The following is a 16370-nucleotide window of genomic DNA, read 5'->3' on the forward strand; positions in this document are numbered from 1 at the left end:
CCAAAAGGCAACCACACTATCTTCCCTCAACAGATACACAGTTTGAATGAACAAGATCTCGTTCCTGGCCAGAACCCTGACCAGAAGCACCATCGCATCACTGCGTTGATGAAGATCGGCGCCTAACGGCGGGGCGCAGCATCTAGTGGCTTTCACCACCGTGTGCAACCCCGCTTTTCAGCGCCCCGTCCGGGAACCCGTAGGCTCCGTTCTGGTGAGGCGGCTTTTACGGGCCTGGCCTGGGGGAGTCAACGACGCCCCGTCACCAAACGGACATGGCAGCCATGATCGCCGCGCCGTTGACACAAAGCTCTTCTCGTCACGCAAGCGCAGCGGTCAACCCGTTGACTTCATTCGTCTTCGCCCAGATGGTCCGCCGCCTCACCGCCCGGACAAGACGACAGCATGACGCCTGCGACCCGCCTCGCCCTCTCGATCTGCGCCCTTCTCGCGGCCCCCCTGCCCGCCGCCGCAGCATCGGAACCACCGGCCGAGGCCCAGCGCGTCCTGACCGTCCGCCGCGGCGACACCCTCGGCGAGCTCCTGACCAGCGCCGGCGTGAGCCAGGCGGAGGCGCATGACGCCATCGCCGCACTCGCCCCCATCTTCCCGCCCCGCAGCCTCGCCGTCGGGCAGGAGGTCGGCCTCCGCCTCGACCCCGATCGGGACAACACCCTCCTCGCGCTCGAGATCGAGCCCGCCCCCGGCCGCACCATCGCGCTGCGCCGCCAGGCCGATCGCTGGGTGGTGGAGGAGCAGGTCACCCCCCGCCAGCGTCACCTCGCGCGCATCGAGGCGCCCATCATCGGCGGCGTCTTTCTGACGCTGACCCGTGCCGGCATGCCCGCGCCCCTGACCCATGCCCTGATCCGCGCGCTCTCCCACGAAGTAGACTTCCAGCGCGACATCCAGCCGGGCGATCGCATCGCGGTGGCTTTTGAACGCCTGCGCGCCCCGGATGGCGACCTGCTGGGCCATGGCCAGTTGCTGCATGCCTCCCTGACCCTGTCGGGCCGCGAGATCGCGGTCTGGCGCCATGTGGAACAGGATGGCGACGCCGCCTGGTATCACGGCGATGGCCGGCCGCTCGCGGGCGGCTTCCTGCGTACGCCGCTCGATGGCGCGCGCCTGACCTCCGGCTTCGGCATGCGGCGGCACCCGGTGCTCGGCTTCTCCCGCCGGCATGAGGGGCTGGACTTCGCCGCCCCCCCCGGCACGCCGATCTACGCCGCTTCCGACGGGGTGGTCTCCGCGGCGAGGATGGAGCGCGGCTATGGCCGCACCGTGCGGATCCGCCATCCCGGCGGGGTGGAGACGGTCTATGCCCACATGTCCCGCTTCGCCCGGAACCTGAAGCCCGGGGACCGGGTGCGGCAGGGGGACGTGATCGGCGCGGTCGGCTCCTCCGGCATGTCCACCGGCCCGCATCTTCATTATGAGATCCGCCTGGCCGGCCGGGCCCAGGACCCCGCCCGCGCCGCCCTGCCGGCGGGGGAAAGGCTGCGCGGCGCCGAACTCGCCGCCTTCCACGATCGTCGCCGGGAATTGAACCGGCAGATGGCGCAGATCGCCTCCGGCCGCACCGAGATTGCGCTGGCGGGCGACTGATCGCCCGCCAGCCTTTACCCCTTGGCCGGGCGACTGACCGCCCGCCAGCCTTTACCCCCTTGGGCGGGCGACTGACCGCCCGACAGCCTTTCCCCCCTTGGCCGGGGATTGCTCAGCCCCCCGCCAGGCTCTCCGCCAGATTGGCGTCAGTTGCCAGCCGGCTCGGCAGCAATTCCCCCCGCCGTTCCAGCAGCGGGTGGGCGACCATCGCGAAATGGGCGCCGATGCGCCGCAGGTCCCGCACCGCATCCAGCAGCAGGCCCGCGGCCGCGCCGCCTTCCGCCGCGGACCGGTCGGCGGCCTCCGCCATGCGGGCGAGCGCTGCGCGCTCCGCATCCCGCAGCGCCTCCTTCTCCCGCACCAGGCGGCGGGCGGCTTCGGCGTCCTCCCGGATGAAAACGGCGACGGCCAGGCGAAGCTGCGCCTGGAGGCGAAGGTGCAGCCCCGTGATCTCCGCCGCGATATCGGCCGGCAGCGGCAGGCCCCGCCGCGCCCATTTCTGGGCCAGGCCGAGCAGGTCCCGCTCCAGCACATCCCCCGCATGTTCCAGGCTGACGGCGAAGGCCCGGATTTCCGCCAGTCGTCGCGCGTCATCCTCCCCCAGCGTCTCCTGCGGGATGCGCGCCAGGTAGCCCTGGACCTGGCGGTGCAGCCGATCGACCTGGTCATCCAGCCGCTTGGCAACCTTGGGCCTTTCCCGGTCCCCCTCCTGGAAGGCGGCGGTGGAGGCCGCGAGCATCGCCTCCACCGTATCGGCGATGCGCAGCACCTCCCGCGCCGCATTGGCGAGCGCGACGGGCGGTGTCTCCAGCGCATCGGGATCGAGGTAGCGGGCCGCGGCGGGGTCCTCCGCCGGCGGTCGGTCCGGCACCAGGCGTTCCATGCCACGCGCCAGCAGGCCGAGCAGCGGCCAGGCCAGGATGGCGGTGCCGAGGTTGAAGGCCAGATGCGCCTGCGCCGCGAAGATCGCGCCGGGCTGGCTTTCCAGCAGCGGCAGCAGCACGGGCAGGGCGCCGAGCACCACCACCGCCCCCACCAGCCGGTTCACGATATTGCCGAGCGCCACCCGCAGCCTTGCCCGTTCCGGCCCGGCCTCCCCCAGCGCGCCCAGCAGCGGGTTCACCGCGCTGCCGATATTGGCGCCGAGCACCATGGCGATGCAGGCCTCCGCCCCCAGCAGGCCGGATGCGGCGAGCGAGGCGATGAACAACATGGCCGCGACGGAGGAATGCGCCGCCCAGGCCAGCAGCGCCGCCACCACCAGGTTCGGCAGCGGCATCTCGGCGAAGACGCCGATCAGGGCCCGCAGCGTGGGGGATGCCTCCACCGGCGCCATGCTGGCCGACAGCAGATGCAGCGAGATCAGCATCAGCCCGACGCCGATGAACACCCGCCCGACATCCTTCCCCCGGCTGCCGGTGCTGCGCCGGAAGGCGATGACGCCGGCCAGCACCAGGGCCGGCGCCAGGGCCGAAACCTCGAATGACAGCGCGAAGACGATCAGCGCGGTGCCGATATTGGCGCCCAGCATGGCCGCCAGCGCCGGCGCCAAGGCCACCCCGGCACCGGCCGCGAAACTGCCGACCATGAGCGCAGTCGCGGTGGAGGATTGCAGCGCCGCCGTGGCGAACAGCCCCGCCGCCACCGCCCGCACCCGGCTGCCAAGGGCGACGCCCAGCACATGGCGCAGCCGCATGCCGAAGGCCCGCTGGACCCCGGACTGCACCATGTGCAGGCCCCAGAGCAGCAGCGCGGCCTCGCCAGCCAGTTCCACCAGCAGCAGCGCCTGCGACAAGGCCTCACCCCTCTATGTCATAAAACTGAAACAGAGAGACTAGGGCCAAGAGGGAGCCTTGGGGAAGGCGTTGCCTTCCCCAAACCCCATCCGCCAGGAGGCAGAGCCTCCTGGACCATCATCAGTTGAATGCCTCGCGGTCCAGGGTCCCGTTGGACCCTGGCGAGGGGGGTATCGGGGGGAGCAGCGCCCCCCCCCCGGGCCGCATCAGACCGCGGGCCGCACTTCCAGCCCATCCGGCCCGGCCGTGACCCGCAGCATCGCCCCATCGCCGACCGTGCCTTCCAGCAGCAGCCCCGCCAGCTTGTCCTGCAGGCTCCGCTGGATCACCCGCTTCAGCGGCCGGGCGCCATAGGCCGGGTCGTACCCCGCCTCCGCCAGCCATTCCCGCGCGCTCTCATCCATCTCCAGCGTGATGTTCCGGTCTTCCAGCAGCTTGCGCAGCCGGATCAGCTGGATATCCACGATATGCGCCATGTCGCCGCGGGCCAGGCGGCGGAACAGCACCACCTCATCCAGCCGGTTCAGGAATTCCGGCCGGAAGCGTTCCCGCACCGCCCGCATCACCGCCGGCCGCGCCGCCTCGATGTCGCTGGTCTCCGGCAGTTCCGCGATCGCCTGGCTGCCGAGGTTGCTGGTCAGCACGATGATGGTGTTGCGGAAATCGACCGTCCGCCCCTGGCCATCCGTCAGGCGACCATCATCCAGCACCTGCAACAGGATGTTGAAGACGTCCTCATGCGCCTTCTCCACCTCGTCGAACAGGATCACCTGGTAGGGGCGCCGCCGGATCGCCTCCGTCAGCGCGCCACCCTCGTCATAGCCGACATAGCCCGGGGGCGCGCCGACCAGGCGGCTGACGGCGTGCTTCTCCATGTATTCGGACATGTCGATCCGCGTCATCGCGCGTTCGTCATCGAACAGGAAATTCGCCAGCGACTTCACGAGTTCGGTCTTGCCGACGCCGGTCGGGCCCAGGAACAGGAAGCTGCCGATCGGCCGGTTCGGGTCCTGCAACCCGGCCCGCGCCCGTCGCACGGCCTTGGAGACCGCCTCCAGCGCCTCCTCCTGCCCCACCACCCGCTGGCGCAGCTGGTCTTCCATCTTGAGGAGCTTGGCGCGCTCCCCTTCCAGCATCTTCTCCACGGGGATGCCGGTCCAGCGGCTGACGACGCCGGCGATGCCTTCCTCCGTCACCGCCTCATTCACCAGGCGTGCATCGCCATCGCCGGTGGCGGCGATCTTCTTTTCGAGGTCCGGGATCATCCCGTACTTCAGCTCGCCGGCCTTCGCGTAGTCGCCACGGCGCTCCGCCAGTTCCAGCTCGGTCCTCGCCTTGTCGAGTTCCTCCTTGGCCTTCTGCGTCTCGATGACCTTGCCCTTCTCCGCCTCCCAGCGCTGGGTCAGGACCTGGCTTTCCTCCTCAAGGTCCGCCAGCTCCTTCTCAAGCTTCGCCAGGCGGTCGCGGCTGGCGGCATCCTGTTCCTTGCGCAGGGCCTCGCGCTCGATCTTCAGGCGCATGAGGTCGCGGTCGATCGCGTCCAGCTCCTCCGGCTTGCTGTCCACCTGCATCCGCAGGCGGGACGCGGCTTCGTCCACCAGGTCGATGGCCTTGTCCGGCAGGAAGCGGTCCGTGATGTAGCGGTTGGACAGCGTGGCCGCGGCCACCAGCGCGCCATCGGCGATGCGCACGCCGTGGTGCAGCTCATACTTCTCCTTGATCCCACGCAGGATGGAGATGGTGTCGGCGACGCTGGGTTCGCCCACGAAGACCGGCTGGAAGCGCCGCGCCAGTGCCGCGTCCTTCTCCACATGCTTGCGGTATTCATCGAGCGTGGTGGCACCGACGCAATGCAGCTCACCGCGCGCCAGCGCCGGCTTGATAAGGTTCGACGCGTCCATGGCGCCGTCCGCCTTGCCCGCGCCGACCAGCGTGTGCATCTCGTCGATGAAGAGGATGACGTCCCCCGCGGCGTCCTCCACCTCCTTCAGCACGCCCTTGAGGCGTTCCTCGAACTCGCCGCGATACTTCGCACCCGCGACCATGGCGCCGAGGTCGAGCGCCATGACGCGCTTGTTCTTCAGCGCTTCCGGCACGTCGCCGCGGATGATGCGCAGCGCCAGTCCTTCCACGATGGCGGTCTTGCCGACGCCGGGCTCACCGATCAGCACGGGGTTGTTCTTGGTGCGTCGCGCCAGGACCTGGATGGTACGGCGGATTTCCTCGTCCCGGCCGATCACGGGGTCCAGCTTGCCCTCGCGCGCCAGCGCCGTCAGGTCGCGCGCGTATTTCTTCAGCGCCTCGAACTGCTGTTCGGCGTTCTGGCTGTCCACGGTGCGCCCCTTGCGGAGGTCCGCCACGGCCTTTTCCAGCCGCTGCGCATCCGCACCGGCGGCGCGCAGCGCGCGGCCGGCCTGCGTCTCGCTGGCGGCAAGCGCCTGCAGCAGCCGGTCCTGGGCCACGAATTCGTCGCCCGCCTTGGTGGCCAGCTGCTGCGCGGAATCCAGCACCCGCACGATGTCCGGCATGAATTGCGGCTGCTGGCCGGCAGCGCCGCCGCCCGTCACCTTGGGCTGCTTCGCCAGCTCGGCCTCCACCGACTGGCGCGCCACCTTGGCATCGCCCCCGGCAGCGGTGATCAGCCCGGCGGCCGCCCCCTGGTCATCATCCAGCAGCGCCTTCAGCAGGTGCTCCGCCGTGACGCGCTGGTGGTAGTCGCGGATCGCGATGGTCTGCGCGGCCTGCAGGAAACCGCGTGCGCGGTCGGTGAATTTCTCGATGTCCATCGTCATGTCCCTCTCTGGAGCGGACTGGCATCCCTGGCCCCCGATCGGGCAGCCAGGATTTGCCTCTACCCGGGATGTGGTATGCGCCGATCCCGGGCTTCAAGGGGATGACCTATGCGTGTCGAACGGATCACCCGCTATCCCGTCAAGGGTCTGACCGGGGAGTTGATGGATGTCGTTGACATCGCTGCCGGGGATGGCCTGCCGCATGACCGGCGCTTCGCCTTCGCCCAGGGCGACAACCCCTTCGACCCCGCCGCGCCGGGCTGGATGCAGAAGCGCCATTTCGCCTGCCTGATGGCGAATGCCGGCATCGCCGCCATCCGATCGGCCTATGACCCCGTCACCGGCATGCTGCTGCTGATGGCCCCCGGCTTCCCCCATCTGGCCGTGGATCTGGGCCTGGAGGGTGATCGCGCCCGTGCCGCCGCCTGGATCACCGCTCATCTGGGCCCGGAGGCCCGCGGCGCGCTCCGCCTGGTGGAGGCCCCGGGCCACGCCTTCACCGACATCGCCGCCAAGGCCGTCTCCCTCATCGGCCTGTCCAGCGTGAAGGCGCTGTCGGAGAAGGTGGGGATGGAGCTCGACCCCGTCCGCTTCCGCGCCAACATCCTGTTTTCAGGCGCCGCCCCCTTCGCGGAGCTGGATTGGGTGGGCCGCGAATTCCTCCTTGGCGGGACACGCATGAAGATCTTCAAGCGCACCCAGCGCTGCCCGGCGACCGAGGTGAACCCGGAAACGGCGGAACGCGACGCCAAGCCGCAGAAATGGCTGCGGGACCATTACGGCCACGCGGATATGGGGGTCTATGCGGCGGTGGTGGAAGGCGGGCGGATCGCGGTGGGGGATACGATGGAGCCGGTCCAGGCGGACCTGCTCGGGTGATTCCGGGGGGAACGCCGTTCCCCCCTACCCCCATGCCAAGGGCCAGCGGGCCCTTGGAACCCAGCAATTGACGATGGTCCAGGGGGGTCTCCCCCCTGGCGGATGGGGTTTGGGGAAGGCAGCGCCTTCCCCAACCTTCTCAGCTCAGCCGACGATCTCGGAGCCCGCGAAGAAATAGGCGATCTCGATCGCCGCGTTCTCCGCGCTGTCGGACCCGTGCACGGAATTCGCCTCGATGCTCTCCGCGAACAGCTTGCGGATCGTGCCCTCGGCGGCGTTCGCCGGGTTGGTGGCGCCCATCAGCTCGCGGTTCTTGGCCACGGCGCCCTCGCCTTCCAGCACCTGCACCACGACGGGGCCGGAGATCATGAAGGACACCAGGTCGTTGAAGAAGCCGCGCTCCTTGTGCACGCCGTAGAAGCTCTCGGCCTGGGCCTTGGTCATCTGGATGCGCTTCTGGGCGACGATGCGCAGGCCGTTCTTCTCGAACACCGCATTGATGGCGCCGGTCAGGTTGCGGCGGGTCGCGTCGGGCTTGATGATGCTGAAGGTGTGCTCGATGGCCATGGGGCGGGTTCCTGTTGCGTGTGCGAAAGCTGGCGGGCGGATAAGGGGGTAAACCCGCCAAGGCAAGCCCCACGCCCTCCACCCGGCCTTACGCCCGGGGCCTCCCAGGCTGTAGAAGCCCCCCATGACCGTCATCGCCATCCGCAGCCTCACCATCCGCTTCGGCGGCCGCACCCTGCTCGACAATGCCGATCTGATGCTGGATGCCGGCCGCAAGATCGGCCTGGTCGGCCGCAACGGCGCCGGCAAATCCACCATGCTCAAGGCCATCACCGGCGAATTGCAGCCGGATGGCGGGGAAATCCGCCTCGCCCAGCGCGCCAAGCTCGGCGTCGTCGCCCAGGAAGCACCGGGGGGGGAGACCTCCCTGCTGGACAGCGTGCTGGAAGCGGATACCGAGCGCCACAGCCTGCTCCAGGCGCTGGAGGACCCGTCCCAGGCCCACCGGGTCGCGGAAATTCACGAAAGACTCATCGATATCCGCGCGGACAGCGCCCCGGCGCGGGCCGCCATCATCCTCTCGGGCCTCGGTTTCGATGCCGCCGCCCAGGCCCGCGGCCTCAACTCCTTCTCCGGCGGCTGGCGGATGCGCGTGGCCCTCGCCCGCGCCCTGTTCCCGGAACCCGACCTGCTGCTGCTGGACGAACCCACCAACCACCTCGACCTCGAAGCCACCATGTGGCTGGAAGGGTGGCTGGCGAAGTTCCCGGGTGCGGCCATCGTCGTCAGCCATGACCGCGGGCTGCTGGACCGGTCGGTGGACGGCATCGCCCATCTCGACCAGCAGAAGGTCACCTTCTACCCCGGCAATTACGAGAATTTCGTCCGCGTCCGCACCGAACGCGCCGCGCAGCAGGAAAGCCAGCGCACCAAGATCGCGGCCCAGCGCGCCCATATGCAGGCCTTCGTGGACCGTTTCCGCGCCAAGGCCACCAAGGCCCGCCAGGCGCAGTCCCGCCTCAAGGCCCTGGCCAAGCTCCCCGTCATCGATGCGGTGGTGGAGGATGCCGCGAGCAGCTTCGCCTTCCCGGAGCCCGAGGAACTCGCCCCCCCCATCCTCTCGATCGAGCAGGCCGATGCCGGCTATGGCGGCACCCCCATCCTGAAGGGCATCGACCTCCGGCTGGACCAGGAGGACCGCATCGCATTGCTGGGGGCGAACGGCAACGGCAAGTCCACACTCGCAAAACTGATCGCCGGCCGCCTCGCCCCCATGCGCGGCACCGTCAAGCGATCATCCAAGCTCCGGGTCGGCTTCTTCGCCCAGCACCAGTCGGAAGACCTGGACCATTCCGGCACGCCGCTGTCCCACATGCAGGCGGCGCTGCCGATGGCCACCATCCAGCAATGCCGCGCCCAGCTCGCCCGCTTCGGCCTGAATGTCGAGCGCGCCGAAACCCGGATCGAGCGCTGCTCGGGCGGAGAGAAGGCGCGCCTGCTGCTGGCACTCTGCACGCGGGACGCGCCCCAGCTGCTGATCCTCGACGAGCCGACCAACCACCTCGACATCGACGCCCGCGAAGCCCTCGTCCGCGCGCTGGCGGAGTACAAGGGCGCCGTCCTCCTCATCAGCCACGACCCGCATCTGGTGGAGCTGGTGGCCGACCGCCTCTGGCTCGTCGCCGATGGCAAGGTGACGAGCTACGAGGGCGACATGGACGAATACCGCGCCCTGCTGGCCGACCGCGCCCGCGGCGGTGGCGGCGGCGGCGGTGCCGAACGGACGCCGTCCGACCGCGCCGCGCGCGCCCAGACCCGCGCCCAGCTCGCGCCCCTCCGCGCCCGGCTGAAGGAGGTGGAGAAGCTGATCGAGCGGCACACGCTGGAAGGCAAGCTGATCGAGAAGAAGCTCTCCGACCCCGCCACCTACGCCGCCCGCAAGGCGCAGGACATCGCCTGGGCCACCACGCGCCAGGCCTTCCTCGCGCGCCAGATCGCGGCGCTGGAACAGGAATGGCTGGAAATCTCCGAACAGCTGGAGACCGCCTGACCTTCACGATCCCGTAAAGCCGCGGGCGCGACCCTTCCCGCCCCGCGGTCCCATCGCGGACCCTGCATCAACGAGAATCCGGGAAACGCCCTTGTCCTTCCGCCGCGTCAGCGTCGCGATCCTGGCCATTGCCGGCATCTTCCTGCTGTCGCTGTTCGGCGTGCGCATGGCCTTCCTGGAACAGGAACGCGTCGCCGCGCTGGAACGGGCGGAAATCGGCACGCGCGAACTGGCCAGGCTGCTGGAGCAATATGCCCGCCGGACCTTCGAGACGGCGGACCTCGTCTCGACCCGCGTGGCGGACCGCATAGCCACCCTCGGTGGCCCCGCGGCGGTGGCCGGGGACGAAGCCTTCCATGACTGGCTGCGCGACCTCTCCGCCCGGACCACCGGCGACTACATCATGGTGGTGGATGAAGGCGCGCGCCCCGTCGCGCTGAACAACCTCTTCCCCGCCCCCGACCTCGATTTCCGCGATCGCCGCTGGTTCCAGGCGCATCTGGCCGGCATCGACCGCCATGTGGGGGAGGCGATCTACAGCCGCGTGACGCGGGAGGTCCTGTTCACCTACTCCATCGCGCTGCGCGACGGCGATGGCAGGCTGGCCGGCGCCGTGCAGATCGCCCAGCGCCTCGGCTTCTTCCAGCAGCAGGCGGAAGCCAGCGAGATCGGCCGCGGCACCGTGCTGGCCATGTTCGATGCGGAGGGCCGGCTCCTCGCCCGCACCGGCATGACGCCCGCCATGGTCGGCCGCAGCATCGCCGGCACGGACCTGGCGCGCCGTAACATGAACAGCGCCGCCGGCACCCTGCGCGCCGTCACCGTCTTCCAGGACGATGAGCGCATCATCTCCTTCCGCCGCCTGCTGGACTGGCCCGTGATCGTCGCCGCCAGCGTCCCGGTCGAAAGCGCCCTGGCGCCCTTCCGCGCGGCACTCATCTGGTCCGGCAGCATCGTCGGCGCCGTCGCCGTCGCGCTCATCTTCCTCACCGCCCTGGCGCTTCGCCTGGCGCGGCGGGAGGAACGGGCGCGGGAGGAACTGGCCCGCGCCAATGCCGCGCTGCGCGATGCTGCGACGGAGCTGGAGCAGCGCGTGGCGGAGCGCACCCGCGCTTTGGCCGCGGCGCGCGACCAGCTGGCGGAAAGCGAGGACCGCTTCCGCGCCATCTTCAACAGCACCTTCCAGTTCATCGGCCTGCTATCCCCGGACGGCACGCTGCTGGAGGCGAATGACACAGCCCTCGCCTTCGGCGGCGTGACGCGCGCCGAGGTCGTCGGCCGCAAGGTGTGGGAGACGCGGTGGTTCGAGATGGGGGAGGCCGCGCAGGCCCGCGCCCGCGCCGCCGTCGCCGCCGCCGCCGCCGGCATCCCCCAGCGCTATGAGGAGGTGGTCCGCGGCGGGGACCGGCTGGCCGCCATCGACTTCTCCATCCGCCCGCTCCGGGACAAGGACGGCCGCATCACCCTGCTGGTGCCCGAAGGCCATGACCTGACGGAGCTGAAGGCCGCCGAGGCCAGGCTGCGGGAGGCACAGAAGATGGAGACGCTCGGCCAGCTCACCGGCGGCGTCGCGCATGACTTCAACAACCTGCTGATGGCGGTACTCGGCAATCTGGCGCTGCTGCGGAAGCGGCTGCCGGAGGATCCGCGCATCCTCCGCCTGCTGGATGGCGCGCTGCAGGGGGCGGAACGCGGCGCGGCGCTGACCCAGCGGCTGCTGGCCTTCGCCCGCCGCCAGGAACTGCGCCCCGCCCCGGTGGACCTCGCAGCGCTGGTGCGTGGCATGACCGGCCTGCTGGAACGCTCCATCGGCCCCGGCGTGCGGATGGAGGCCGAATTGCCGCCCGCCCTGCCGGCCGCGATGGTGGATGCCAACCAGCTTGAGCTCGCCCTGCTCAATCTCGCGGTCAATGCGCGGGACGCCATGCCGGGCGGCGGCGCCCTGGCCGTGACGCTGGACGAAGCCCAGGCCCCCTGCCCTGGCGCGCCACCGGGCCTCGCACCGGGCGCCTATCTCCGGCTCGGCGTGCGGGATACCGGCGCGGGGATGGATGCGGCGACGCTGGCCCGCGCGGTGGAGCCCTTCTTCACCACCAAGGGCGCCGGCCGCGGCTCCGGCCTCGGCCTGTCCATGGTGCAGGGCCTGGCGCAGCAATCCGGCGGCGGCCTGGCGCTGACCAGCAGCCCCGGCGCCGGCACGCTGGCGGAAATCTGGCTGCCCCGCGCGAACCAGGCCGCCGCGCCCCCACGCCCGCCGACGGCGGATGCCCTGCCCCGGATCGATCCGCGCCGCGTGCTGGTGGTGGATGACGACCCGCTGGTGGCCGCCGGCACCGCGCTGATGCTGGAGGATCTGGGCCATGCGGCGCTGGTCGCGGGATCGGCGCAGGAGGCGATCGACCTCCTCGGCCGCGACGACGCCATCGACCTGGTGCTGACGGACTACGCCATGCCGGACATGAACGGGCTCGACCTCGCGGCGCAGCTGCGCCGGGACCGCCCCGCGCTGAAGGTGGCGCTGGCGACCGGCCATGCGGAATTGCCGGCGACGGAGACGGCGTGGCTGCCGCGCATCAACAAGCCCTATGGGCAGCAGGACCTGGCCCGGCTGGTGGCGCGCCTGACCTCAGCCTGACCGAGGGCCTGAACAGCCTATCCGGCCCGCTCCGGCACGCGGTGCCGGGGCAGCACCTCCTCCTCCGCCAGCGTGCGGCGCATGAAGGTGGGCCACAGCGCCCAGGCGGTGCCTGGTTCCGGGGTTACCCCCGGGGCGGCGCGTGAAGGCGCCGCCGCGCCTTTATCATCCCGCGCCGGGGCCGCCCTTGGGACGGCCCCCGGCGTCGGCACCCTGCCCGTCTCCGCCCTTCTTGCCATGGCGTTGTCCCCGCGGATGGTCCGCAACCCATCCTGGCGAAGACAACCCGACCCGAGCAATCCAGAGATGCAGCGACTGCCGCAGGCGTGATCCCGCGTTGCATTCGCGCCACAGCCGGCCGAGGCCGCGAAACTTGATGAAATAGGGCGCCATGCCTGCCACGAAGATTGGCGCCAGGATGGAACCGCCCCGGTCCGTCGCGATTGTTTGCGGGGTGAGGTGCGGAAGAGGACAGGAACCGTTTCGGCAAGATGCCAGGTTTCGCCACGGGACCGGCATCGGGCCCCACGACAACCGGTGCGGCAGGGGGTGGGGTCATGCAGGTTCGATGACGGAGGCCGCGCAGAGCGCCACCGGGCAACTGCCCGCCCAACCGCCACGGGGCGCGCCCAGCCTCCGGCTCCGCCTGCTCGCCCTGGTGGCGCTGCTGGTGGTGGCGCTGATCGGGCTCGGCGGCCTCGCGGTCTGGCAGGCGCATGGGGAAAGCCGCCGCCAGGCCGGGGACAGGCTGCTGGCCGCCGCCCGCGCCATGGCGCACCGCATCGACCTGGAATTCGCCCGGGCGGAGGCGCTGCTGACCGGCTTCTCCGCCCAGCCCGGCCTGGCGGAGGGCGATGCGGAAGCCTTCCTGGCCGCCGCCGCCCGCCTCGGCCCGCTGCTCGATCCCTTGGCGGATGGCCGCGTCCTGGCCATGGCCCGGCTGGATGAAGGGCAACTCGCCAACACCGCCATGGGCATCCTGCCCACCGCCACCCCGATCCCCCCGGCCCTGGCGGAGGCGCTGGCCCGCGGCGGCACCGCCATCTCCAACCAGTATCGCGGCACCCTCACGGGCCGCCCCACCGTGGCGGTCGCCATCCCTCTGCCGGCCGCCCCCGGCCAACCGCGCCTGGCCATCGGCCTGTCCCTGCCGGGGGAGGCGGTCGCACCCGCCCTCGGCGACGCGCCACCGCCGCAGGGCGCCGTGGCGGGGCTGATGGACCGCCAGGGCATCATCGTCGCCCGCAGCCGCGACCCGGCCGCCGCCATCGGCCAGCCGGCCGTCCCGGCGCTCGTCGCCGCCATGGCGCAGGCGCCCGAAGGCGTCGTGGAGGGCATCGCCAACCGGGATGGGGAGGTTTCCGTCATCGCCTTCGCCCGCGCCCCCGTATCCGGCTACGGCGCCGCGGTGGCGCAGCCCGAGGCGGTGTTCGAGGCCGGGCTGCGGGAGGCCCTGGCGCGGCTGCTGCTGAGCGCGCTGCCCGTGGCCCTTACGGGGCTTCTCCTCGCGATGCTGCTCGCGCTCCGCCTCCGCCGTGCACTGGGCGCCCTTTCGGGGGCACCGGAGGCCCCGCCGCTTGCGGAGGTGCAGGACCTGGCCCGGGCGCTGGCCGCCGCCGATGCCGCCCGCACCGCCACGGAAGCGGCGCTGCGCGAACGGACCGCCTGGCTGGAACAGGCCCAGCGCGCCGCCGCCGTCGGCACCTGGCGGCGGGACTTCGCCACCGGGGAACTGCGCTGGTCGGACGCCATGTTCCGACTCTATGGCCTCGACCCCGAAACCCAGGGCCCGCCCACCCTCGCGCTGTGGCGCAGCCACCTGCTGCCGGAGGACCGCGCCGCCGGCATCGCCGCGCTGGAGACGGCGAAGCGCACCGGCCGGCATGAGGCAGAGGTGCGGATCCGCCGCGCGGACGGCGCCATCCGCTGGATCCGCGCCAGCGGCGCCGTGGAATACGCGCCGGACGGCACGCCGAGCCATATGGTCGGCGCCAGCCACGACGTCACCGAACAGCGCCTGCTCGCGCAGGAACGCGACGCCCGCTTCGCAGAGAAGGATTTGCTGGTGCAGGAGATGCACCACCGCGTGAAGAACAGCCTCCAGCTCGTCCAGGGGCTGCTGCTGCTCCAGGCCCGCGGCGCCGCCGACCCCGCGCTGGCGGAAAAGCTGCGGGAAGCCGCCGGCCGCATCGTCTCCATCGCCGCCGTCCATCGCCGCCTCTACGAAGGCGCGCCGGGCGTGGCGCAGGAGGTGGCCGAGCATCTGGGCGCGCTGGTCGAGGATCTGGCCCGCTCGATCGGCTCCTCCGGCCGCGCCATCGACCTGGTGGCGGAACCGGGCATGCGCCTGCCCGCGGACCGGATGGCGGCGCTCGGCCTGCTGGTGACGGAGCTTGTCACCAACGCGCTGAAGCATGGCGCCGGCCGCATCACGGTGCGTTTCCAGCCGGGGCCAGCGGGCGCGGTGCTGGAGGTGGCGGATGAGGGTCCGGGCTTCGCCCCGGATTTCGACCCGACACTGTCCCGCGGCCTTGGCATGCGGGTTGCCCTGGCGATGACAAGGCAGCTCCGCGGCGCCCTGGCGGTGACGCCGGGGCCGGGCGGATGCGTCACGGTCCGGCTGCCAGCCGTGCCGGAGGAGCCGCCAGGGAACGTCCAAAAACTCGGCTAATCCCCGAAATTTTTGTTTCCCGCTTGTTGCCCCCGATCGATTCACTTAAGGGTCGAATCAGCTAAGGATCGAGGGATCTCATGGTCGTCGCGGCGGTCATCCTGGTTGCCCTGCTGCTGCTGCCCGGCGTGATCGCGGGGCTCATCGCCCGGCCGCTGTTCATCACCCCCGCCTTCACCACCCCGCCCCTGTCCACGCAGGATCTCCGCCATGTGCTGAACCAGCACAGCGCGGGGCTGTTCGACATCCTGATGCGGTCGGTGGTGGCGGAATTCGCGCTCGGCTTCCTGGCCGGCAGCGTGGCGGTGACGCTGGCGCGCATGGTGCTGCGGCGGGAAAGGCTGATGCCGGTGGCCTATGCCGTCAGCATGGCGCTGGCCGGGCTGCTGGTCTTCGACCAGGCGTCGGCGGTGCTGCGCTTCGGGGTTTCCGAAGCGGCGGTCGGCATGGCGACCTACCTCATCGGCATCAGCGCCGGCCTGGTGGTCGCCGCCACCTTCGCGGACAGCAAGGCCCAGCGGGAAGCCCGGTAGTGGGGCAGCGCCCTCAGCTGCCCAGGCGTCGCAGGAAGGCGCCGTGGACGAAGCCGTCCTGCACGCCATCGCCCTGCAGATCCACCAGGCGCCAATCGCCATCCTCCCGCAGCACGCGCAGCTTCGTGCCCGGCGCCAGCTTCGCCACTACCGCGAAGGCGGGGCTCGGGCCGCCGCGCAGGTTCAGCTCATCCCGCACCACCACCTCGAACTGGCCGAGGTCGCGTTCCGCCAGCGTCCCCGACCCCGCCGCGCCGCCCAGCGACTGGAAACGCCGCATCGGGAAGGCCGGGCCGGGGTCCACCTTCCGCCGGGGGGCAATGTCGTCATGCCCGACCACTTCCTGGATGGTCGGATAGGTCGCGCGCAGCGCGATGGTGATCGCCTCCACCGCGCGCAGCTGCGCTTCCGGATAGGATTCCCACGCCATCTCCGGCCCGCCATTGCGGTGCCGCGCCACCACCACCTGGTCGGGCTGGAAGACCCGGCCCAGCCCTTCCCGCGTCCAGCCATCGCCGGCGCGCCGGTCGAGGAAGCCGAGATTGGCGATCTCGATCCCGATGGAATGGCCGTTCAGCCCGTTGAAGCCGCGCCAGGATGAGGGGCCGGCGTGGAAGGCCTCCGTCGTGAAATCGACGGTCTGGATGATGGATCCGTCGCGTTCCACGAACAGGTGCGCCGACAGGCCGCGATCCTTGATGGCGCGCACCGATCCCAGCGCCGACCCGCCCGCGGTGTAGTGCATGACGATGAAGCGCGGCGTGATCGGGCCGCCGACATGCGGCGTGGCGTCGAAGGGCACGCCATCCAGCCTGTTGCGCTTGACCTGCATCGCCCGTCCCCACGCCTTGTGCGTGGCCGGAACGTTAACGCCTGCGTGATGGCGGCCGCAACCTTGG

At 70.9% G+C, this 16370-nt stretch carries 10 protein-coding genes; 6 read left to right on the plus strand and 4 right to left on the minus strand.

Annotated features, from left to right (window positions below; genetic code table 11):
• The first annotated feature begins 405 nt into the window (after nt 1-405).
• Nucleotides 406-1608 carry a peptidoglycan DD-metalloendopeptidase family protein gene (locus tag ACTIE5_RS17065; protein ID WP_439550907.1) on the plus strand — a complete coding sequence of 401 codons (1203 nt, stop codon included), beginning with the start codon at nt 406-408 and terminating at the stop codon, nt 1606-1608.
• 112 nt (nt 1609-1720) lie between these two features.
• Here ACTIE5_RS17065 and ACTIE5_RS17070 read toward each other — a convergent pair whose 3' ends face one another.
• On the minus strand, nt 1721-3403 hold the full coding sequence (locus ACTIE5_RS17070; RefSeq protein ID WP_439550908.1) for a Na/Pi cotransporter family protein: 1683 nt from the start codon (nt 3401-3403) through the stop codon (nt 1721-1723).
• 207 nt (nt 3404-3610) lie between these two features.
• Entirely contained in the window at nt 3611-6190 is a 2580-nt protein-coding gene (gene clpB, locus ACTIE5_RS17075) for an ATP-dependent chaperone ClpB (protein WP_439550962.1), read from the minus strand.
• A 114-nt stretch (nt 6191-6304) separates the two neighbouring features.
• On the opposite strand from clpB, the gene ACTIE5_RS17080 reads away from it, so the two are divergent.
• A complete protein-coding gene (locus tag ACTIE5_RS17080; RefSeq protein WP_439550909.1) occupies nt 6305-7075 on the plus strand; it encodes an MOSC domain-containing protein in 771 nt (256 codons plus the stop codon).
• A 144-nt stretch (nt 7076-7219) separates the two neighbouring features.
• On the opposite strand, the gene ndk is transcribed toward ACTIE5_RS17080, so the two are convergent.
• The gene (gene ndk / locus ACTIE5_RS17085; protein ID WP_439550910.1) at nt 7220-7642 is read right to left on the minus strand and encodes a nucleoside-diphosphate kinase; all 423 of its coding nucleotides are present in this window, start codon (nt 7640-7642) and stop codon (nt 7220-7222) included.
• A gap of 124 nt (nt 7643-7766) precedes the next feature.
• On the opposite strand from ndk, the gene ACTIE5_RS17090 reads away from it, so the two are divergent.
• The 4 genes from ACTIE5_RS17090 (at nt 7767) to ACTIE5_RS17105 (ending at nt 15471) form a co-directional block, all read left to right on the plus strand.
• Nucleotides 7767-9632: an ABC-F family ATP-binding cassette domain-containing protein gene (locus tag ACTIE5_RS17090; protein ID WP_439550911.1), complete on the plus strand. Its 1866-nt coding sequence runs from the start codon at nt 7767-7769 to the stop codon at nt 9630-9632.
• A gap of 91 nt (nt 9633-9723) precedes the next feature.
• The gene (locus ACTIE5_RS17095) at nt 9724-12267 is read left to right on the plus strand and encodes a response regulator (protein ID WP_439550912.1); all 2544 of its coding nucleotides are present in this window, start codon (nt 9724-9726) and stop codon (nt 12265-12267) included.
• Between the two features lie 568 nt (nt 12268-12835).
• The gene (locus tag ACTIE5_RS17100) at nt 12836-14938 is read left to right on the plus strand and encodes a sensor histidine kinase (protein WP_439550913.1); all 2103 of its coding nucleotides are present in this window, start codon (nt 12836-12838) and stop codon (nt 14936-14938) included.
• Nucleotides 14939-15018: 80 nt separating this feature from the next.
• Nucleotides 15019-15471 (plus strand): hypothetical protein, encoded by a 453-nt coding sequence (locus tag ACTIE5_RS17105; protein ID WP_439550914.1) that lies wholly within the window; start codon nt 15019-15021, stop codon nt 15469-15471.
• A 13-nt stretch (nt 15472-15484) separates the two neighbouring features.
• On the opposite strand, the gene ACTIE5_RS17110 is transcribed toward ACTIE5_RS17105, so the two are convergent.
• Nucleotides 15485-16303, minus strand: a complete 819-nt coding sequence (locus ACTIE5_RS17110) for an N-acetylmuramoyl-L-alanine amidase (RefSeq protein ID WP_439550915.1) — start codon at nt 16301-16303, stop codon at nt 15485-15487.
• Nucleotides 16304-16370 lie beyond the last annotated feature (67 nt).

Source organism: Falsiroseomonas sp. (assembly GCF_051859025.1).
Lineage (GTDB): Bacteria > Pseudomonadota > Alphaproteobacteria > Acetobacterales > Acetobacteraceae > Falsiroseomonas.

What these genes read in the sequence shown, in the direction of transcription:
- ACTIE5_RS17065 (WP_439550907.1), top strand. Translation starts at nt 406, where the DNA reads ATGACGCCTGCGACCCGCCTCGCCCTCTCGATCTGCGCCCTTCTCGCG.
- clpB (WP_439550962.1), bottom strand. Translation starts at nt 6,190, where the DNA reads ATGGACATCGAGAAATTCACCGACCGCGCACGCGGTTTCCTGCAGGCC.
- ACTIE5_RS17080 (WP_439550909.1), top strand. Translation starts at nt 6,305, where the DNA reads ATGCGTGTCGAACGGATCACCCGCTATCCCGTCAAGGGTCTGACCGGG.
- ndk (WP_439550910.1), bottom strand. Translation starts at nt 7,642, where the DNA reads ATGGCCATCGAGCACACCTTCAGCATCATCAAGCCCGACGCGACCCGC.
- ACTIE5_RS17090 (WP_439550911.1), top strand. Translation starts at nt 7,767, where the DNA reads ATGACCGTCATCGCCATCCGCAGCCTCACCATCCGCTTCGGCGGCCGC.
- ACTIE5_RS17100 (WP_439550913.1), top strand. Translation starts at nt 12,836, where the DNA reads ATGACGGAGGCCGCGCAGAGCGCCACCGGGCAACTGCCCGCCCAACCG.
- ACTIE5_RS17105 (WP_439550914.1), top strand. Translation starts at nt 15,019, where the DNA reads ATGGTCGTCGCGGCGGTCATCCTGGTTGCCCTGCTGCTGCTGCCCGGC.
- ACTIE5_RS17110 (WP_439550915.1), bottom strand. Translation starts at nt 16,303, where the DNA reads ATGCAGGTCAAGCGCAACAGGCTGGATGGCGTGCCCTTCGACGCCACG.